Genomic DNA, 20941 nt, shown 5'->3' with positions numbered 1-20941 from the left:
TCCCCAAAAACCTGGCCTTATCAAGGTTGTTGGGGATTTACTTGACATGCAGGCCTGCCGTCGGCTCATCCATGACATAGATGCTCCGTCCCTAGTCCGGATCCCCCTTCTAGTTCCCTCGATTCACTTCCCTAGAAGCTCCGATCCTGAATGCATGAATCCCTATAATAATCAGCCACGCAATGTCGGCCAAAATTAAGAATCGTCCGAACATTCCGGCCAAAACCTCCGGCCCAAATTGCCCGTCTTGCGGAATTTGAAGCACAAATAAGAACATTGCGACGATTGCAATAATCGCGCTAGTGAGCAGCACTTTCTTCATAGGACGCCATACATCAAGGCGACATAACGAAAGACTAATCAATAATGCGGCTACAGGCGTGTAATCCAGCATCGCTCCCGTTGAGTGCATACTACCGCTAAATGTTGCATCATCCGGACTAACGGAGATGGGATCGGTCACGAAGATGCCTGCTATAATTACACCTATTGCACTGATTCCAAGAATAACAAGTCCAATATATCCCGTAACCGTACGAATATACGGGAAAATCGTAATGGCTACGCTGATTTGAGCAAGAGCCAACAAGCCAAAAGCCAGGTGCATCATCCAACCAAAATCGCCAAGAGCATATTCGCTGATAAAACGCCATGTCGGATCAAACTCGGGCTGCAGCAGATGCAGACTGCACAGGAGAAGCACGAACAATGCTCCTGAGAAAATCGACGTCAGCGCGAATCTGTAGGCCATCACCGTGGAACCGACTAGTCGATCAAGCTTATGAAGATTCGCCAAAATCTCATTCTCCTCCTCGTTCGAAATCAGCAATCGCCTTTGCTACGACATCGGGAGCCATGACAACCGCAGAATGATCTTGACCGGCGAGCGAATGAGAAGCCGCCTTTGGTAAAAGCTCGACAAGCGCGCGTGCCGCGTCATGGAAAAGCGGTTCGCTGTTTTCTCCAGTCATAATCAAAGTAGGAATCGTAACATTCCATCTATCGGTTGGCAAAGGGTTTCCGGATTGCGTCGCTCCCATTATGATGCCATCGTAAGCAAGCGTGTGCGCAAGGGACTCCATCTTATTCCAAGAAGGATCAGCTTTCATATAGCCAATGTATTCTTCTGGAATGCCTAGAGCCTCGGATGCAAAATATTCGACTGCTTCTGATCTTTTCTCTACTTTGATTAGCGCATTCAAATGTTCGACGTAGTCACTAGGCACAGGTTTACGGCTGTCGTTAATAATGAATGGCGGTTCATACAAGAAGAGCTTTGCGACCGAATCCCCTAAGGAGTTCGCGGCGTCAAGCGCCAACACGGCTCCGGATGAGCTTCCGAACAAATAAGCTTGTCCTTCGGCGGCTGCAATTAAGGCCTCGATATCTTCCACTTCGCATGCCGTAGCATAAGACAAGGTATCCGTACTTCGGCCACGTCCGCGACGATCGTAATTGTATACGGTGAAGTTGGCCGCCAAGTGCTCGGCTAACGGTGAGGCATCCTTATGGTCGGCAGCTGCCGATGATATAAGGATAATTGCAGGACCCGTTCCTCGTTTGGTATAAGCGACTTGTGTCCCGTCTTTTGAAATAACGGTTTCCATTGTGTCTTTCCCTCCCGTTAAGGTTTCTAAATATTCTTCCAGTCGATCATAAGCATCGGTGTATCCTTCAATCATGCCCATCGCTTCCGCGTTATCCAATTGTTCGTTGGTAGCGAATCGCGTTACAATGCTAATCTGCGTTCCTCCGCGTTTTTCCTCGAATAACACGGTTGTGTACATTTCGCTATTCGAAACGATATTCCAATCCCTGTCGGCGAAAGTATCTATGTACACCAGTTTGCCTGGTGCATCCACTTCTTCGTATGTGGCTCTGCAATAGGCCTCCTCGCCGCTATTGTCATTTGCTTGAAGGCTATACCGCCACACTCCGCCTGGCCGCACGTCCATCTCGTAAACGGTTGTCGTCCAGCCCTTTGGCCCCCACCATTTTGTAATATGTTTTGGCTCGGTCCATCCTTCCCAAGCCATTTGGGCAGGCAACGCAACGTTGCGCTCGACAATGAGCTCCCTGCGATCGCGATTTTTACGAATAGTTGTTTTGCTTTTCATCTGCATTCATCCTTTTTAAGTAGTGTTCAAGCGAATCCGGTCTCTTGTTCCAGATGTCGCAATTATTCAGCATGTAACTTGCGACAAAACTGTTGATGCCTGTCATAAGTCCTCCTTCTTCTTGTAGTCCAGCATATACTCCTCGAAATTGTCGAGACGCTCTTCCCATAGAATGCTGAAGGAATCAAACCATTCATCCAGCTCCTGGAACGGCCCAGCCTCGAGGCTGTATATTCGCAGCTGTGCTTTGCTGCGCGAGCGTACCATCCCTGCTTCGCTCAAGATGCGCAAATGACGGGAAACGTGCGGCTGGCTGATGCCTAGCGCTTGGACAATTTCCCCTACCGATTTGGGTCCATTTCTTAGCAACTCAACGATGTTAAATCGATTGGGTTCGGCAAGAGTAAGTAACGTTAACTGCAAGTTTGCTGTTGTCATGTTCCAAATATACACCATTGTATATATATTTGTAAATGTATATAAAGTCATTACAAGCCGAATTGCATATTATTGATACAATCTGGGTCTTGAATTTGCCGGTAGCTGTTAGCAAAACCATTTTTGGCTACAATCTGATTATTTTATGCCGTATCTAGGAAGCTTGACTGACCCTAGAAATTGAAACAGCGACAGCTAAGGACGAGAAAATAAGTCCTAACTGTCACTGTTTGATAGAATTAATGTTTATTTATTTTCGTTTCATGCTGCGAATCAATTGTTTGGTTTCTTGATCCACACGATAAGATTCGGTTATTTTTTGCAGAGCTTTGTTGAATGTAAAATCGCACAGAGAATTGCTTCTTAAATATGCCAAAGTGTGTTGCTCTTTTGTCATAGTTTCAATAAGATGAGAACTCGAGTTCCCCCATAACGTCGCTTGTTCAATGAGCTATTTCAACAGTTTTTTCCCACATACCTCTTAATTCTAGGAATAAGTTTCTATTTCGCATCGTGAAAAATAATCCCCAAACTGTACCTTGTACCTGTAGTTACAGTGCTTACACCGTGTCTAAGTGTCGTTCTATAATAACCACGCGTTCCTATTACGGGACGATGGTTTGTTGGAAAAATTAGACCTTCCCCTTGATTCAATGTTATGACATGTCCACGACTCTGCGCCCGCGGTCGCTGCTCTACCAGTAAGAATTCACCACCCGTGAAATCCTCTTCTCTTTGATTGAGAGCAAATACGACCTGAAAGGGGAAGAATTCTTTCCCATACAAATCCTGATGCAAGCAATTATACCCCCCTGCTTCATATTTCAGAATCAGAGGGGTTGGACGGTTCTGTCCCTCTTGATGACATTGATAGAGGAATTGTTCCAGTGTTGCCGGATAAGAAGCATTGTGACCTAATTGTTCCAGCCAGCGATTCGCTGTTTTAGCAAGCTCCGGATATAATCCTTCACGCAACTGCTGCAACAAAGATGGAAGGGGAGCATGGTAATATTTATACTCCCCAATTCCAAAGCGATACCGAGCCATGTCGATAGTCGTTCGAAAGTGACCTTCTTCCTCATAAGTGCTGATGATCTCTTGACATTCGGTTTTGTTTAGTAGATTAGGGAGTTTAGCATAACCATGTTCGTCCAGCATTTGCTGGATGAAGTTCCAATCCAATTTATCTACGCTTAACGAAAGGCTCTCAGGCATAATGTAAGTCTCCACTGATAAGGGCATTATTATGTTCAAGTTTCAACAGTTTCGTTTTCATTTCCATGCCTCCACGATAACCGGTTAAAGCCCCGTTTTTACCGATTACACGATGACATGGAACTGTAATCAATATAGGATTCGCACCAATAGCAGAGCCCACAGCACGAACAGCTTTCGGTTTTTGGATCTGATTGGCAATTTCCGAATAAATGTTGTTTCTCATGATCAAAAACCTCCATTTTGATATCGACTCGTACTTGTTGAATGTACTCGACCGGAGTCAAATCTTTGACTTTTTTATATGTTCTTTGCAGATCGGGACTGCCATGAGAGATAATTGCGGTTCACCTCCACGAACAGTATAACCCCATAAAAAAGCTCTTGTACGCATTCTCGAATATAACAGCATGATAACGAAATTCGTTAAATGCCATTTTGTGTTACAACTAATTTGAGGGAAAGAATAGCATGCAAAAAAAATTGATCCAAGAGCTTATATAAAACCGTTGATTTTTTGTAAAAATGGCAGGTTTGAAATGAGGATTTCATATGAGCATAGACGACATTGAGGAGAACATTAATCATTTTACCTACACACTATTAGACGCTGATCGTCGACCTTATCAAAGCAAAACCAAAGGAACTATGGGAGGCTATCGCAGAAATAAAATTTATGGTCGCTTAGATTGTCCCTCTGCACTCCGGGCAATAGCTAAAGGAGGATATGTAAAATATCGCGTATTTTTTGAAAATGAAGAACTAGCTATAGCCGCAGGATACAGACCTTGTGCAGTCTGTTTGCCGAAACGCTATGCTAGCTGGAAAGCGGCACAAACAAAGGAGAGTTGACGTATATGGGTACATTCCAACGGTTTTCCATGCACAACAATGTGAGTAAAGCTTCCAAAGGCTTTGTAAAATTGTTTGGTACGTTTGGGAACCCAACCGACTACTCACTTCATGCCAGCTTCCAGCAATAATTGATAAGTCGCTTCCCTTCAATAAATAAGCCATCCGCGCCTCTTCGGTTCGGATGGCTTACTGTTCTTTTAGTCAATCATGCTTAATGCTTGCAGTGTTCGAATAAACACCGTCGCGGCCTGCGCTCGTGTCGTTTCACCCTTTGGACTAAACGTATCCGCTTTAGTTCCGGTCATAATGTGAAGTTTACTTTATTAGTATAAATAGCTGAAACATCAGTAATGCTATCAGATCATGCTTTGCAATACACTGTTCATCCCAGGGAATAGACGGGAAAAGACATTAAAATATATCATGATTAAAGATAATATAATAACTATTAGTAGAATGGCCAATAGTTTCTTTTTGCTTTTTGGGATTGTAAGTAACAAAACAACTATCATTATAAGATATATTCCCATAAGCCATGGTATTAAATAGTAATGACTGTGAAAGGGTAAGTAAGCGTTCCGTAATTCAAACCCTTCTGACAGCAACACTGTAATTGGAAAAGCCGAAACAATATTAGAAAATAATCCGATTCCACGCGCATACCACATAATATAAGCACAAACAGGAGATGCCGCCGCGCATATACTCCAAAAAACAATTTCTCTTTCCGGGAAAAAATGTAGTACAAGCGTTGTGTAAACATAATAAACGGTAAGCATCGACCCAAAAAAGGCGAATACTTTTACAGCCGCTAATTTGGGCGAATAGCTGAAAAGCGATAAAAGTGTTGCAACAAATACCCATATACCAAGACGATCACCTATATTAGTGAATCCCTATCAACTTATTATACATTTCCATTGTACCTTTCTATTTTCCAAATAGCCTGAATACCAAGCATAACACTTAAGCCAATTGGTTTTCAAATACACAAAAGCCCGTGCGCTCAATACGTTCGGGCTGCAATGGTAGGTAAATGCGGCTTTGAAACTTTATATCAATGGATGTGGAATATACAGTTCTTCTAAACGGGTAATTTCTTCAGAAGTCAATTTTACCGACAACGCCGAAACCGCATCTTCCAGATGGCTGATCTTCGTCGAACCTATAATTGGCGCGGTGACCTCTTCTTTTTGTAGCAACCATGCAAGTGCAATCTGAGCGCGCGAAATTCCCCGGTTAGCAGCAATTTCCCCCACTCTTTCCGAGACTTTGCGATCCGCCTCTTCCGTTTTATTAAACAAGGCCTTTGCTACCTGGTCCTTCTCCGATCTTGTTGTCTGCTCATTCCAATCCCGGGTTAACCGGCCTGCAGCCAAAGGCAGGTAAGGAGTGACGCCAACTCCCTCGTCTCTGCAAAGGGGGAGCATTTCTCGTTCTTCTTCCCGATAGAGCAGGTTTAATCTATTCTCCATGGAAACGAACCGTGTCCAGCCGTTTCGCTCTGCGACATGCTGAGCTTTCGCAAGCTGCCATGCCAGCATGGAGGATGCTCCGATGTATCTGACCTTGCCCACCGTAACTAAATCGTGAAGAGCCTTCATAGTCTCCTCAATTGGCGTATTAGGATCCCACCGATGAATCTGGTACAAATCGACGTAGTTTGTTCCGAGTCGTCTTAGACTATTATCAATTTCGGTCATAATGGCCTTGCGGGAAAGTCCCATTGCATTTGGGCCTTTGCGCATTGGAACAAATACTTTTGTAGCTATGACAACTTCGTCACGATTAGTGAAGTCCTTTAAGGCACGTCCGAGAATTTCTTCGCTTGTTCCGTCGGAATACATGTTGGCGGTACTGAAAAAGTTGATGCCCGATTCGAGTGCCTTCTTAATAATCGGTCTGCTTTGCTCCTCTTCCAGAGACCATGGGGTATTGCCGCGTTCAGGTACTCCGAAGCTCATAGTTCCAAGGCTTAACTTTGAAACCTCTAAGCCGCTGCGTCCAAGTTTTACATATTCCATGTGATAACACACTTTCGAAAAAAAGTATAATCGCGCTAGGTCAAGATAAAGTGCAGTTTATATCAAAGTGATTTATAGATTTTGTCTACTAGGATAGATAAAAAAGGAGCCGTCCAACCGAGACTCGCGAAGACCTCGGGACAGCTCCACTTTTCTACAATTTTTTATTCATGTGAAAATAAAACAGAACGCCATCGGAGGTATTGATGACTCCGTAAGCCACACCGTGCATCTCCAGAATTTTCTTGGATATAGCGAGGCCAAGTCCCGTCCCTCCGGTCGACCGGTGGCGAGAAGGTTCCCCGCGGTAGAAACGCTCCCAAATTTTCTCCAGCTGCTCGTCAGGGATATGGGCACCTTTATTTTCGATACAAATTTGAACGATGTCCCTCTCTTCCGATGTTGTTACGAGTATGGACTCCCGATCTGGAGTATATCGAATCGCGTTAGTAAGAAAATTGACGATGACCTGCTCAATCCGACGCTCGTTCCCCTCGACTTCGACAGACTTAAGCGAAGTGTTGAGAAGCAGTCGCTTTGCCTGAATGTCCGGCGTTAATTTAGTGCATACCCGCTCGATGACGATATTGATATAGAACGAGCCGACATCCATTTTATACGTACCGGATTCATACTTCGCCAATTCCAGCATATCCGCAATCAGCAAATCCATCCGACGGACTTCGTCCTCCATCGCCGCAAAATAATGATCCCGCTTATGGCTTACAACCCCATCCTTCAATATCGAAAGGCAGCTTTGGATGACGCTTAACGGAGTTTTCAGCTCATGGGAGACGCCGGATATAAATTCTTTTCGCGTATACTCGAGCTGCTTTTCCTTATCAATGTCCTGCTGAAGGTGGAGAATATGGGAGTGCAGACGCTCGGAGAGCTCGTTAATGCTGCGCGACAAGTCACCGATTTCATCCTTCGTTGTGATGGGAATTTTCTCCGAAAAATCGAGGTCTGCCATTTGCCGAGCGGTACGGTTGATACGCAGCAACGGCCGAGCGATCTGGCGAGAGTAGTAAAACGAGACCAGCAGCACGAGAAGCAAAGTGGCAATAATGATGTACACATAGTAATCTTGAATCATCCCTGCGGCTTCATTAACCGGCTGAAGTGACGTCATCGCGAACAGGTATGTCGGATTTCCGTCGCGATCTTGGATGCGATCCACGAAAATTTTGTAGTTCGCATGATTTTCTTCATAGTCTACGATCTGACTTGCGTTCGTGGCATCCTTAAAGTCGCCGTACAATAGATCCGCTTGGAAAGCTTTGATACGGTCCAGAAACAAGTGATTGGTGTAACGCGAGACACCCGCCCCTTCCGGTATCCGAACTTTCGAAATGGTTCCTTTGACCAGAAATGGGGAATATTTTTCACGATATTGGATTATGTTCGATCGATCGACGACCTCGTACTCTTTGCTCGCTATTTGATGATTTTCCAGCCGACTTTCGTCTCTCAGATTGGATGTGCTCCTTCCCATCCGCTGGATAACTGGCTGGTTGTTCGTGATCAAGCCTTCAAGCGCGATCCTTTCCCCTTCTTGAATCCAAGGGGTGAGGAACGTTTTATTGCTGCTGAAGTCCTCTACGTTGATAAAACTGTATAGAGGTACGGTTATCGTTTTATCGAAAAGCGCAGATTCTTCCGAACGGTCCAGCTTAATCTCCATGAAGAAATCGTCGGCATACTTTAAATTCCCGCGGGTGTCCAAAACCGTGATCCAGGTGTTATGCTTTTGAAAAAAGATTTGCTCCAGCTTTGCCATCTCCTGCGTGCTCGAGGCTTGATTCAGGTAGTCTTGTTTATAAGCCTGAAGCGCTGTGTTGACGTTCTTTACTTTTTGATGAACATAAAACTGTTTGAAAAATACGGTTTGCAAGGTAAAAATAACGGCAAGGATGAACATGCATAATGCCATCGTAAACAGAAATAGCTTTAGAACGATCCCCTTATTCATGGTTCTTCCTCGAATTTATATCCCGAACGCACGACCGTGACGATATGCTTGGCATGTTCTCCCAGCTTGGAACGCAAATTGCGGATATGGCTGTTGACCGTGCGATCGTCGCCCGTAAAATCATATCCCCAAATTTTTAATACCAACTGTTCCCTGCTGATGATGATCCCTTTATTCTTCAATAGATAGGCCAATATTTCGAATTCCGTATGTGTTAAACCGGAGCTTTTACCGTCAATCGAAACGGTTCGGGACGGAAAATGGATCGAAATGCCTCTGCTGGACAACGTGTCGCTTTGTTGCTCGTGGATATGCCTGCTCTCCAATAGCCGCTTTGCTCGTGCCAACAGGATTGGAGGGCTATAAGGCTTGGTTACGTAGTCGTCGGCGCCCAGTTCGAACCCAAGCAAAGTATCGTCCTCATCAGATCGGGCCGTCAATATGATAATCGGCACATTCGATGTCTTGCGGATTCGCTTGCAAACGGACCATCCATCCAAGTCAGGCAACATGATGTCCAGTAAAATCAAGTCCACCTCATATTCTTGAAATAATGAGATCGCTTGTTTCCCATCTATGGCTTCAATAACGCGGTAACCCTCTTCTAGCAGGTAATCCTTCATTATTTCACGTAAAATATTTTCATCTTCTACAATCAGTATTGTTCTTGACATGTGACAACCTCCCCTCTCAAAAAACAAGAATAATAGAGAGAGATAAAGAAAAAGTGCAGATAAAATAAAATTTATTTAAAAAAACGAACCTGAAGCTGTGCTTCAGGCCATTTTTTAAAAAACTTATTTGTTTAACTACGTTAAATAAGCCAACTAAGGCTCTTCGGTTTGTATAGGCTTTATTTTACAGAACGGGCCAATCGAGACTGCGCGCTTGCCGGTTATGTGGCCACTTCCACAGATTTGCTCATCGTCCCTCTTCACTTATTTTTAGTTGGTATATATCCCGAACTCGTACAAAATCGGGGTATACGTTCCGCTCGTATAGTAAATGCGAGCTTTCGATCCCGTTACGGCCGCGAAAGTATGCGTGCTTGGAGACGAATGACTGCCAATCGACCATCCGGTATATGCCGTTTGCCAGCTCAAACCGTTCCAATATTCAATTCGGAATCCTCCTGTGCGACTGCCGTATTCGGAAAGAACCACCCGGTTAAACGTCGTATTCGTCCCGAAATCGACCTCCGCCCATTGCCCGTTATAAGATGACCCGCTCGCCGCTTGCCAGTTCGTACTCGAATTGCCGTCGAATGCTTTATCCGCGATCTGCGACACATCCCAGTTCGACGAGCTACTGTAGGTATGGCCCAGCGCAAGGTTCATACCTCCCGAAGGCGGGAACAGCACATTGCGGATCGCGTCCAGCCGATCGGTGCCGTTATACAACGTCGGGCAAATCCAGCCTCCTTCGTCAAACTCATTCCAGGCGTATATTAACACCGTATTCGCTTCCGCCGTGGACGAGTTTGCATCGATCCAGTTTAGCGCATTTTGCAAATTCGTCGCGATTTCAGAAGGAGTCGCCGTTTGAACCCAATCGTTTGGGCCGACCGTCATCCATGTAACCGGATTGTCATAGCGGGGTCGGGCGTCGAGCCCGGTCGTTACCCAAGGAATGACCTTTTGCCGGTGTTCTTGGCGCTGTTCCAGCCGTTCTGATCGGCGGCCATCAGCCCGGAATAAGGACCTCCGCCCCCCATCCACGTGTTGTATGCACTGAGGGCATCGGCTCCAATGGAGTTGGCGTCGGAAGCGCTTCCCATGACGACAATGTAGGGATTCGGCAATCCAGCCGTCGTCGTTTTGTTGCGGAGAGTTGTAATATCGCTGGACGTATACCCTCCTGTTCCGCCGAAAATATAGAGCAGAGGGCGCCCGCTCAGCACTTTTTGGTAGTTACTCTCCTGAAATTTCGTCACCAGCCAGTCAAAATTGGAAGTGGGAAGAACTCCGGCACCGAGGATGAAATTGTAATTGATATCGTTTTTGTGCGTGCTGCTGAAATACAAATTCCGCGCCGTATCCATGCCGCTGTTGTCGGGATAATAGACAAACGCCCAGTAGTCGATGCCGGCGTTTTTGGCGTAAGCGATTTGCTGATCCATGACGCTTTGCGTCAACTCGCGCGCTTGCACGGAGTCGGTCCCTGTCTCCACTGCAAAAAACGGCAGGCGAAAATGGTACTTGTTCGGTCCAAGCGTCGCCTCCACCTGATGTCCTACGTATGGAGCCCCGACCCCATCCGTGTTCAGGTCGCCGACCCAAGCGTCCCAGCGGATCGCGCCGACCAAAGTGGAGCCTTTGCCCTCGGCATATGCGATTGAAGTCGTACCCGCTATCGCCGGCATAAAGGCAACCGTCGCAAGCAGCAAAGACAAACACACAAAGCTCCACCGTTTTCCAGTCCTTTTTCCCATCTATCTTATTCCCCTCCCAAGTGGAATCGGCTAACAGCCGTCCTCATCATCATGAATCTTTGGGGTTCTTCACTCTATTTGATAAAACGCCGCAGCGTTTCCGCCCCAAAACGCCGCTTTCTCCTGGTCGTTCCAATTCTGCGGGAGCATGGACTCCGCCAATTCAACCACATCGTCATAGTCGGCTGCAAGCAGGCAAACGGGCCAATCGCTGCCGAACATGAGCCGATTCGGTCCGAATAGCCGAATCGCTTCATACGCGAACGGCGCCACCTGACTTTTGGACCAAACTTCCTTTTCCGATCCTTCCACCATTCCCGACAACTTGCACATTATGCCCGGGTAAGATGCCAATCGCTCCAGCCCTCGAACCCATTCGGATTTGCCCATTCCGTCCATCCGTGGTTTAGCGATATGGTCGATGACAGCCCGCAAATGAGGCACTTGTTCCATGAGCTTATTGCAGCTGTCCAAAAGCCAGGGTTGCAGTTGAAAATCAACAGGCACTCCCGTTTCCGCCACCATCCGGAAGTTGGCTACGACTTGCTCGCGTTGCATCCAATCAGCCGGGAGATCCTGAATCATCGGACGTATCCCAGCGAACAGCGTATGGCGGCGAAGCTCCTCCAGCTTTAAGCCGAAATCCGCGGAGTCGGATTCAAAATCGAGCCAACCGACGACAGCGGCAATCGTCGGATCTTGCTCGCCCAATCGAAGCATATAATAGGTTTCTTCCACGCTGGGCGCAGCCTGAACGAGGACGGTCCGCTCGAACCCATGCTTGCGGAGATGCCCATGCAAATGCTCGGGCAAGTAATCGCGATATAAAATGCCGGTGTCCGGCGTCAGCCAACCATAATCCGTTCTTGCGATCGACCAATAATGCTGATGCGAGTCTACTCTCATCGTTCGCTTATCCCCTCAATAAATCCATTGATAGTAAAATTTTGCCGATGCTCGTTTGTCCCGAAACTAGTTCTTCAAAAGAAGCGGTGCCGTCTTCCAACGTACGAACCGTGCTCCATTGTTCCGATCCGATTTTGCCGGATTCAAGCAGGCACAGCGCATCGCTAAAATCTTGCGGACTGTAGCAGAAAGAGCCTCTGATCTCAATCTCGCTGCGGATCGCATGATTGATCGGAAGAACGGTGTCATCGATGCCGAGACCGATATTCATGAAAATTCCGCCTGGATTCAGAAGACGAATCGCCAGTTCCCGGGTCGGTTGGAACCCGGCGGCATCCAGCACGACATCGACGCCTCGCGAACCGGCGGCAAGACGAACCTGTTCAGCAACGTCCGAATCTCCGCTGCTGAAGGCGCCAGACAGCTGAAGGCGCGCGGCCGTTTGAAGTCGACGCTCGTTCTTGTCCATGATCCACACTTTAGCGGCCCCCAAAACTTGCGCGGTCAAGGCCGACAAAATCCCGATTGGGCCCGCTCCAATCACCAACATTTGAACGAGCGGAAAGTCCGCGATCGAACGATGAACAGCACGCAGCGCGCAAGCTAGCGGCTCGGTCAACGCGGCATCTTCGAATGATAACGAGTCCGGAAACTTATGCAAACAGGAAACCGGAACGGTCGTATATTCGGCGTAAGCTCCGGGACGATGAATCCCGACGATTTGGCGGCGATCGCATAAATTCGGTCGCCCCCGGACGCATCTCGGGCAAGTTCCGCAAGCAATCAACGGATTTGCAACGACGCGATCTCCGACGCTCCATCCTTTCACATCCCAGCCGATCGAAACGATCGTGCCGGAAAACTCGTGCCCCATCAGCAGGGGAGGTTTTCTTAGGCTGTTATGACCCAGATAGCCTTCCAGATCCGAACCGCATATGCCGACAACGGCGACTTTAATCAGCGCCTCGCCCCGAGCCGGCTCGGGGACATCCAGCCGTACGAGGTCCATCTGTCTCGGCCCATTCCACATTAAAGCTTTCATGCACATCCATCTCCCGCACGAGGTATATTCTACATAACAAACGAACCGCCGTCGACCGCCAGTTGGGCTCCCGTTACCCATTCGCTGTCGTCGGAAACCAGGTAGACGACCGCTTTGCCCAAATCCTCCGGATCTCCCAGACGGCCCGATGGCAATTCGGGGTGTTTGGCCTTTTTTCCGTGCAGATGGACCGGGACGCGATCCCGGTTAATATCAGTGATGACGCCGCCGCAAAGGATGGCATTGACGCGAATCCCATAATGTCCTAACGCGCAAGCCATAGAAGAGGTCAAAGAATTGACCCCTCCTTTGCTGGCCGCGTAATGGACCTGCTCCATGCCGCCTCGGTATGCCGTCACGGTCGAAATATGGACGATAGCGCCCTTTCCTTGCTCCTTCATATGCCTAGCGGCCGCCTGCGAGGCATAGAAAACGCCGGACAAATTTACGCCAATCGTTCTCGTCCAGCTCACTTCGTCAATATCGAAGAAGTCTCGAAACGGGCAAATCCCCGCATTGTTGACGAGAATGTCGACGCTTCCCCATTCCGATCGGACTTGTTCCACCATAGCACTTATTTCGGTTTTAACCGAAACATCCGCTTTGACGGCCGTCGCAAGCCCCCCGAATGACCGAAGCTCTTCAACGACTGTGCGCGCTTCCTCGGGGTGGGAAGAATAATTGACGGCTACATTGGCCCCTTCCTTGGCCAGTTCGAAACAAATACCACGGCCGATCCCTCGGCTGCCTCCGGTTACGATCGCATTGCGTCCGTCCAATTTTCCCATACGAATTCGCTTCTCCTTTAGTGTTCGTTAAGAAGCTCGTACGCGGATTCTCGAATGTGGATTCCGGCGCCGGGCGCTTGCGGCAAATGAAACCAGCCGTTTACAGGTACATTCCATACTTGAAAGATCGGATCTTCGGTCGGGTCAGCCCCGATAAAATATTCGGCGAGCGGAATGTTCGGCGTCGCGAACACGAGATGGAGAGCCCACGGCTGAATGCCGCCCGCGTGCGGAATGACGGTCAAATGATCCGCCGACGCCATGGCGCATATTTTTTTGGCTTCCGTCAAGCCGCCGCACCAGCAAATATCCGGCTGCAAAATCTCCGCTCCCCGGACATTCAGCAACTGCCTAAACCCGTAGCGGGTATACTCGTGTTCCCCCGTCGCTACGGCCGTTGACGTAATCGTCCGGTTTATGATGCCGTACCCCTCGTAATCGTCCGGCGGGAGGCACTCCTCAATCCATTTGACTCTGTAGGGGGCGAGCATCTCCGCCATTCGAATCGTATAATGCACATCCCAAGCCATATAACAGTCGCACATAATCTCAATGTCCGGTCCAAGCGCTTCGCGCGTTCGGCGAACTAGTTCCGCGTTCTTATGCATGCCCTCATAGCCCGAGGCGGGACCATAGGGCATCGCCAGCTTTTGGCCATAATAGCCGAGCTCTTTGGTCCGTGAATAATCGTTGCCCGTGACATAGGCGTGCACTTTGTCTTTAACCTGACCGCCAAGCGATTGGTAAAGCGGCTCGTTCCTCGCTTTGGATATACAGTCCCACAACGCAAGATCAATAGCGGAAATAGCCATTATCGGCAAACCTTTGCGTCCGTATGGGAGGGACGTCTTGAATAGAATGTCCCACAGACGCTCCACCTGAAACGGATTCTGACCGATGAGAAAACGGCTTAAATGCTGCTTGATCAACGAAGCGGCGGCAGCTCCGCCGGGGCAGGTCCCGATTCCCGTAACGCCTTCGTCCGTCTCTATCTGGACGATAACCTCTTCACTCACCCACAGCCAGGAGGAGCGGCGCTCGAAATATTCCGGATATATGGACATCGGATTGGCGATGACGGTTTCCGAGATCCAGGACATATCTTGCGCATTGTCTGGTTTGTCTTGCTGTTTGCTTGCCTTTAAAGCGGAGATTTTGGCCAGGTTCGGCGTGAAAACGCGGACTGAAGTTATTTTCATGCACTCAACTCCTTGTATGCTAACCCATTTATTCCTTGCCAAAAACGTTCCGGATGGCCTCCAAGTATCCCATCCCATGCACGGTATCCGGTTCCAAGTAGCCTCCCTCGGTCCACTCGTTCCAGGCATAGACCGTAAACATCGGCAGCTGCAGCGTCGACCGGTCGAGGAATGCCTTAACGTCGCGCAAGGACGCTTCGAACGCCTCCGGCGTATTGCCCGAAAGAATCGGCGAGAAATATTCGCTTCGCTCATACGGCTTGGACGGATCGCTGCGCGGACTCGGATCCCACCCCATCGTCACGTTCGGGAAATACGGCACGGTGAATTGGTCACGGAACACATCCCACTGGTTTGCCGCCCGTTCCGCAAGTTTGGTATAGGAAGCCTCAGGAAACTCTTCCGGCTCGATATGATGAATCCAGACATAAGACGTAACGCTGTCCACGCCGAAACGTCGGATAAGCACGTTCGTGTCTTCGCCAAGAATGTCCCGGTGCTTGGGATTGAGTCCCCATTCCATTACGTTCAGATGCAGCTCATAACCTGCGGCCGATGCTTTGCGTCTAAACGATTGCAGCGCGTCGGCAGTTTGGTCGATGCCGCCAAGTCCTTTCACCAGCGTAAAGCACTCGTAGATGCAAAAATACAGTCGTCCGTCAATGGCGAAATGGTTTGGATGATGGAAATAATTCGCGATAATGTAATCCGTCATCGCCTCGAACCGCTCCCGGCTCACTTCGTTGTGGTTGGCCCACATAAGCGCGAATTTCAGGCGATCGCGGTTCGTTGCCTGAAGAAATCCCTCTTCCAGCGCGCGCTGCAAGAACGGCCCTTCACCGCCGCCCATGTCCCAATACCAATCGTACAGAAAAGTCGTGACGCCGTGATCGGCCGCCGCGCCGATTTGCATTTCCGACACCCGCGGATCCGTTTCGTCGATTTCTCCCCAAAAAGGCACCTTGGGTTGCTCGTGTCCCGGGAACCGCGGTTTCGCCCCGCGCAGCGACGGCCACTCTGTCCACCCCTTTCCCTTTGCCGCTTCGTTCTTCGGATCCGCATGCCACTGCGGGAAATAATAGACCGCGACCTCATAGCGGCTGGATTTGTATAGATGGCTCATCTCTAACACACTCCCTGTCAATTAACCTTTCACCGACCCGATTACAAGACCTTTCAACATATAGCGCTGGGTAAAAACGAACAGCACGAGCAGCGGAATCATGGCAAGCACGCATAGTGCGAACACGGGGCCGTAGTTCGTCGACTGCCTGTTGTACATAAACTGGACGATCATCGGCATAAGCGTCATCTTTTCCGGCGAATTCAAGAAGATGAGCGGCGTTACGAAGTCGTTCCAGATGCCGTACACGTTGGTCAGAATGAAAGTGCCCGTCGCCGGCAGCAGCAGCGGGAATAGAATGACCCAGAACATGCGCAGCGGTCCGCAGCCGTCGATGCTCGCCGATTCCTCCAACTCGCGGGGGATCGACTTCGTGAAAGCGGAATACAGGAACGTTGCGAACGGAATGAATCCGGCCGTATACAGAAGGACGAGCACGCTGCGCGTGTTCCCGAGATGAAGCGAAGTGACAAGCTTGAACAACGGAATGAGCGATCCGACAGTCGGAATGATCATGCCCGTCAATAACAGCAGAAACACGAAACGGAACAACCTGTCGGTGCGCCGCGACAACGCATATCCGGCCATGGATGAGATCGCGATGGTCAGCCCGAGGCCAAAAACCGTAACAAGAGTCGAATTCCACAGACTGCGGAAAAAGTCGCCGTGCAGCGCCATCTTGTAGTAATCAAGATACAGCCGGTCCGGCAGCATCAGCGGCTTGTAAAAAATACCGGGATGCTTAAAGGACATTTGGAGCAAATACAGGATAGGAAACAGGAACAGCAATCCGACGACGATCAGTATGATTTCCGTAGGCAGAGAGGCGCGTTTGCGCTCCATTAGAGCTCCACCTCCCGTTTGCGCGTAACAGACAACTGGATGATGGCAACGACGATAATGAATATGGCCAGTAAAATACCGCCCGCTGTGGCGTATCCATAATTGTTTTCCTTGAAAGCCGCGTTGTAGACGGCCAGGAACAGCGTGTAAGAGGACGTTCCAGGTCCCCCGTTCGTCAAAATATACGGCAGATCGAACAGCTTCAACGCTCCGACGACGGTCAAAAACAGAACGATCGTAAAGGCAGGCATCAGCATCGGGAGCGTAATGTTCCGGAACAGAGTAAAGCCCTTTGCGCCTTCAAGTTCGGCTGCTTCGTAAATATCCTCCGGGATCGACTTCAGGCCGGCCAAATAAATAATTGCGCAATACCCGATAGCTTGCCATTGGGTGAGCAGGATAATCGTCGGGAAAGAAGTCTTAAGCGTTCCGAGCCAATCTTCGGTCCACGATTCGAAGCCGAGCCGGTTTAGAATTTCGTTGAAGAAGCCATCGTACTGCAGCAGTTGGCCCCATACGACGGAAGCGACAACGAGGCTGATAATGACGGGGAAATAAATGGCCGTCCGGATAAACGCCTTCGTTCTGAACTGCCTGTTGATGAGGATCGCGACAAGCAGCGCCAACGGATTCTGGACAACAATTCCGAAAACAGCCATTTTCAGCGAATTTTTCAGACCGTCCGTCATATGAGGATCGCTGAACAGATTCGTATAATTTTCAAACCCGATAAACACCGGCTTGCCGCTGCCGCTCCAACGGGTAAAGGAGAAATAGATGCTCTGAAGAAACGGATAAAAGAAAAATAGCAGAAAAACAATCAGTGCCGGGAGCAAAAACAAGACGCCCGTCCAATAATGCCTGCGTTTGAGATTCATGGAGGCGGCCCCTTTCCGAAGCGATGAAAGGCGTCAGCCGCAAAAGGCGCGGCTGGACGCTTATATGTGCCGTCAGTCGATCAGTACGGGAGAACCACTGACTCCTTGTCTTTCTCGAAAGCATCCTGAGCGGCCTTCAAATCAGATGGATTGAACGATGCGCCGGATACCACTTTCGTGACAATATCCGTCAACGCCGTCATAGAGCTTGTCGGAATGACGTTCTGGATAGCGTAAGACATTACGCCTTTGTCAACGAAACTCTTCACGGTCTCCATCACCGGATCGTCGAACGCAACTTGCACATCGGAGAAGAAAGGCAGCGCGCCGTCGCCTGCAAGCCAAGGCGCGATGACGTCCTGCGTCGTCATGAGATTAACGAGCGCCTTGGATTCTTCGACGAGCTTCGTTTTGGCATTGATTGCAAGGCCTGCGCCGTTGCCGAGCGTCATACCGACATTACCTTTATCGTCCATAAGCGGGAAATAGCCGATCTGGAACGACTTGAAGCCGCCTTTTTGAATATTATCTTTGTTCGCGCCAGGCATCCATGGTCCTTGCATGATCATCGCCGCGTCTCCGGAAGCGAACAATTGGGCGGAGGCCGGCCAGTCGATGCTAAGCGCGTTTTTATTAAAATATCCTTTTTCCTTCATCGTCTGAAAGTTTTTGTATACCGCCTGGATCGTCGGATCGTCCAGTTTGATCTGACCTTCATACACTTTCTTGCCGAAGTCGGGATCGTTCACGAACCCGTACGATTGGATCCAGCTAACCAGGAACATCTGGACCGTCCAGACGTCTTTGAACCCGAGAGCGATCGGCGTTTTGCCGGCAGCCTTGATCTTCTCGCATACGTCCATAAATTCCTGCACCGTTGTCGGGGGCTTCAGACCGAGCTCGTTAAACAGTTCGGTGTTGTACCAGACGCCCGGGCTCGGGCTACCTTCCATCGGCACGCCGTACAATTTTCCTTGATACGTGACGGTAGGCTCTTTCTTGCCCGCTTCCGTCAGACGAGCAACCCAAGGTTCATTCGAAAGGTCCATGAAATTGCCGGCCTTAAACCAATCTGTCTGTTGAAAGAAGGTCACGTCCGGCGCGGAGTCGGATGCGAATTGCGCCTTCAGCTTGTCGAAATATGCGCCGCCAAGCGTGACGTCCCATTGAATTTTGGCGTTCGGATAAAGCTTTTTGTAGCCGTCTTCAACCGCCTTCTTCAATGCCTGTTCATGTGGACGATCGTCAAGGAACCAGGCACCGACGCGGATCGTAAACTCTTTGTCGTTGGCTGTTGCTGCGTTGTCCCCACCCGAATTGTCCGTCTGCGCTGACGGACTCGATGCTTCACTCGCCGCGGGACTGCTGGACGATGCGTTGTTCTGGTCGTTCGACTTGCCGTTGCCGCACGCCGCGAGCGCAAGCATGACGCACAAGAGGGCAATCAGCGATAATAACGCTTTCTTTTGCAAGTTGAAACACCCCTTCTGAGATCGAGTTTGTTTTACAATTTCATCATAGCCTCTTCGCAGGGTGGCCTCGATAGCTGTAATTTGGTTTTTCTTTATTGCGTTTTACCGCCGGTTTGCTGCTTGTAATTGCTTGGCGTGAGCCCCGTCATTTTCTTGAAAAGCATGCTAAAATGCCCCGCGTCTTTGAAACCTACGGCGTAGGCAACCTCGTACGATTTGAGGTCTTCGTTCAGCAGCTTGATCTTGGCCGCCTCAATACGGTATTCCCACAACATATCCGTGAAGTTTTTTCCCGTCTCTTTTTTGATCAACCTGCTCAAATACGAATAGTTTACGTTCAGTCGCTTGGCGACGGTCTGCAGCGTCAGATCCGTCCGATACTCCATGTCGATAATTCCTTTCGTCTCGGCGACGAGCCGTTTCGGCGAGTGTTCCAGCAGCCGTCGTATCGCGTCCGCGTTATCCAGCATATACCTCTCGAGAGCTTTCATCATGTCGGTCAAAATGAGGCTGGCGAGCATCGTTTCGCGAATGCCTACAGCCGTCCCAGGCGTCGGCTCGATTCCGAATTCTAGCAGCACGTCCTCCGACCGTTCGATCATACCTATACAAAAATGCTGGATGTCCTTACGGCTTGCGCCGGCGGACAACATGCGGCGGTATGCGGAAGAAAGCGATTCGCGTATACCGTCCGCATTTCCGGTTCGGAGCAAATCGGCGATCCTTTTGACGGATTCGAGCGATTCCTTCTCCTTCTCGCCGACGATCGTCTCGATCGCGTCGAAGGCGAGAACCGAATTTTTGCCGAGCAGCATGCGATAGTCCATGCAAACGCCAATCTGCCCAATCGCCTCCGCTAGCTCGAGGTACGAATCGAACATCCTGCTGATGCCTACGGACACGCTTTGCCCATTTTCCGTTTCGCAAGATTTGATCATTCTCTTGGCGAGCTCGATGCCGTTTTCCCGTGTACCGGCTTCGCCCCCGGATTCGAACGGCAGCAGCAAATAAACGCCGCTGGAAGTTTCCGATATCCACGCCGTCAGGCCAGCGCCTTTCGGAACGGATTCCAGTGTCGTGCGGATTTTTTTCAACTCGAACGGATTGCGTCCGGATTGTGAGCCGTGCACATGGTCGAGCTCGGCATACAGCAGCAGAAAAGAACGGTCTTCGAGTTCCTGCTCCAGCAACCACTGCCGCTTTTGCTCCCTGGAAAGAGACGATCCGCCAAGCGCGGCGAAAAACGATTCCTGCTCCTTCCATCCGCTTCGCTCTTTGGAGCGCAAATGCTCCACTACCCGAACGATGTCTTCCGGCTTAAAAGGCTTCGTAATAAAGTCGGCTGCGCCCAGTCGGACCGCTTGTCTTGCGTATTCGAATTCGTGATGCGCGGTCAGGAATATGATCGGCATGTCCGCATACGTTTTTCTGACCGCTTCCGCCAGCTCGATGCCGTCCAACACGGGCATGCGGATATCGGTAAGCAGCACGTCCGGCTTGACCACTTCGATCAGAGCCAACGCTTCCTCGCCGTTCGCAGCTTTCCCGACGACCGTGCAGCGTGCATCTGCCCATTGCGGCATTTCGGCCAAATAATTGCGAATTTCGCTTTCGTCGTCCACAACAAGGATTCGCATC

General features: G+C 49.5%; 20 protein-coding genes and 2 pseudogenes. 1 reads left to right on the top strand and 21 read right to left on the bottom strand.

Annotated elements, in window-relative coordinates; all coding sequences use genetic code 11:
- Positions 1–109 precede the first annotated feature (109 nt).
- From J4772_RS13410 to J4772_RS13385, 6 genes and pseudogenes are all read right to left on the bottom strand, one after another.
- Entirely contained in the window at positions 110–796 is a 687-nt protein-coding gene (locus tag J4772_RS13410) for a DUF998 domain-containing protein (protein WP_247741088.1), read from the bottom strand.
- Between the two features lie 4 nt (positions 797–800).
- Positions 801–2117, bottom strand: coding sequence for an alpha/beta fold hydrolase (locus J4772_RS37005; protein WP_247741087.1), 1317 nt, complete (start codon positions 2115–2117; stop codon positions 801–803).
- A 102-nt stretch (positions 2118–2219) separates the two neighbouring features.
- Positions 2220–2555, bottom strand: coding sequence for an ArsR/SmtB family transcription factor (locus tag J4772_RS13395; protein WP_116062581.1), 336 nt, complete (start codon positions 2553–2555; stop codon positions 2220–2222).
- 250 nt (positions 2556–2805) lie between these two features.
- Positions 2806–2934, bottom strand: a pseudogene (locus J4772_RS37000) (DNA alkylation repair protein); the annotation flags it as partial.
- Positions 2935–3056: 122 nt separating this feature from the next.
- Entirely contained in the window at positions 3057–3770 is a 714-nt protein-coding gene (locus J4772_RS13390) for a 2OG-Fe(II) oxygenase (RefSeq protein WP_209075587.1), read from the bottom strand.
- A pseudogene (locus tag J4772_RS13385) lies at positions 3763–3981 on the bottom strand (methylated-DNA--[protein]-cysteine S-methyltransferase); the annotation flags it as partial. The pseudogene J4772_RS13385 and the gene J4772_RS13390, both read right to left, overlap by 8 nt.
- Positions 3982–4322: 341 nt before the next feature.
- Here J4772_RS13385 and J4772_RS13380 point away from each other — a divergent pair.
- Positions 4323–4622 carry an Ada metal-binding domain-containing protein gene (locus J4772_RS13380; protein WP_116062577.1) on the top strand — a complete coding sequence of 100 codons (300 nt, stop codon included), beginning with the start codon at positions 4323–4325 and terminating at the stop codon, positions 4620–4622.
- Positions 4623–4822: 200 nt separating this feature from the next.
- Here the strand turns inward: J4772_RS13380 and J4772_RS37545 are convergent, their stop codons facing one another.
- The 15 genes from J4772_RS37545 to J4772_RS13305 form a co-directional block, all read right to left on the bottom strand.
- Complete coding sequence (locus J4772_RS37545) at positions 4823–4930, bottom strand: hypothetical protein (protein ID WP_116062576.1); 108 nt, start codon at positions 4928–4930, stop codon at positions 4823–4825.
- A 747-nt stretch (positions 4931–5677) separates the two neighbouring features.
- Positions 5678–6649, bottom strand: coding sequence for an aldo/keto reductase (locus J4772_RS13370; RefSeq protein WP_209075586.1), 972 nt, complete (start codon positions 6647–6649; stop codon positions 5678–5680).
- Positions 6650–6803: 154 nt separating this feature from the next.
- The gene (locus J4772_RS13365) at positions 6804–8621 is read right to left on the bottom strand and encodes a sensor histidine kinase (RefSeq protein WP_209075585.1); all 1818 of its coding nucleotides are present in this window, start codon (positions 8619–8621) and stop codon (positions 6804–6806) included.
- Complete coding sequence (locus tag J4772_RS13360; protein ID WP_209075584.1) at positions 8618–9295, bottom strand: response regulator transcription factor; 678 nt, start codon at positions 9293–9295, stop codon at positions 8618–8620. The genes J4772_RS13365 and J4772_RS13360 overlap by 4 nt, the downstream gene beginning before the upstream one ends.
- 270 nt (positions 9296–9565) lie before the next feature.
- Positions 9566–10192, bottom strand: a complete 627-nt coding sequence (locus J4772_RS13355; RefSeq protein ID WP_209075583.1) for a discoidin domain-containing protein — start codon at positions 10190–10192, stop codon at positions 9566–9568.
- A gap of 47 nt (positions 10193–10239) precedes the next feature.
- A complete protein-coding gene (locus J4772_RS13350) occupies positions 10240–11052 on the bottom strand; it encodes a glycoside hydrolase family 71/99 protein (protein WP_209075582.1) in 813 nt (270 codons plus the stop codon).
- Between the two features lie 69 nt (positions 11053–11121).
- A complete protein-coding gene (locus J4772_RS13345; RefSeq protein ID WP_209075581.1) occupies positions 11122–11958 on the bottom strand; it encodes an amidohydrolase family protein in 837 nt (278 codons plus the stop codon).
- Between the two features lie 7 nt (positions 11959–11965).
- Positions 11966–13000 carry a zinc-dependent alcohol dehydrogenase gene (locus J4772_RS13340; RefSeq protein WP_209075580.1) on the bottom strand — a complete coding sequence of 345 codons (1035 nt, stop codon included), beginning with the start codon at positions 12998–13000 and terminating at the stop codon, positions 11966–11968.
- A 29-nt stretch (positions 13001–13029) separates the two neighbouring features.
- A complete protein-coding gene (locus J4772_RS13335) occupies positions 13030–13788 on the bottom strand; it encodes an SDR family NAD(P)-dependent oxidoreductase (RefSeq protein WP_116062565.1) in 759 nt (252 codons plus the stop codon).
- Between the two features lie 17 nt (positions 13789–13805).
- The gene (locus J4772_RS13330) at positions 13806–14987 is read right to left on the bottom strand and encodes an enolase C-terminal domain-like protein (protein WP_209075579.1); all 1182 of its coding nucleotides are present in this window, start codon (positions 14985–14987) and stop codon (positions 13806–13808) included.
- 28 nt (positions 14988–15015) lie between these two features.
- Positions 15016–16110: a glycoside hydrolase family 99-like domain-containing protein gene (locus J4772_RS13325; RefSeq protein ID WP_209075578.1), complete on the bottom strand. Its 1095-nt coding sequence runs from the start codon at positions 16108–16110 to the stop codon at positions 15016–15018.
- Positions 16111–16131: 21 nt separating this feature from the next.
- Entirely contained in the window at positions 16132–16953 is an 822-nt protein-coding gene (locus J4772_RS13320; RefSeq protein WP_116062562.1) for a carbohydrate ABC transporter permease, read from the bottom strand.
- Positions 16953–17831, bottom strand: coding sequence for a carbohydrate ABC transporter permease (locus tag J4772_RS13315; protein ID WP_209075577.1), 879 nt, complete (start codon positions 17829–17831; stop codon positions 16953–16955). The genes J4772_RS13320 and J4772_RS13315 overlap by 1 nt, the downstream gene beginning before the upstream one ends.
- An 80-nt stretch (positions 17832–17911) precedes the next feature.
- On the bottom strand, positions 17912–19303 hold the full coding sequence (locus J4772_RS13310; RefSeq protein ID WP_209075576.1) for an ABC transporter substrate-binding protein: 1392 nt from the start codon (positions 19301–19303) through the stop codon (positions 17912–17914).
- 92 nt (positions 19304–19395) lie between these two features.
- Positions 19396–20940: a response regulator transcription factor gene (locus tag J4772_RS13305; RefSeq protein WP_209075575.1), complete on the bottom strand. Its 1545-nt coding sequence runs from the start codon at positions 20938–20940 to the stop codon at positions 19396–19398.
- Position 20941 lies beyond the last annotated feature (1 nt).

Origin of the sequence: Cohnella sp. LGH, assembly GCF_017671885.1 — a bacterium.
Lineage (GTDB): Bacteria > Bacillota > Bacilli > Paenibacillales > Paenibacillaceae > Cohnella > Cohnella phaseoli.
The sequence above is the reverse complement of the archived record's forward strand: the minus strand, read 5'-3'. Positions and strand labels throughout refer to the sequence as shown.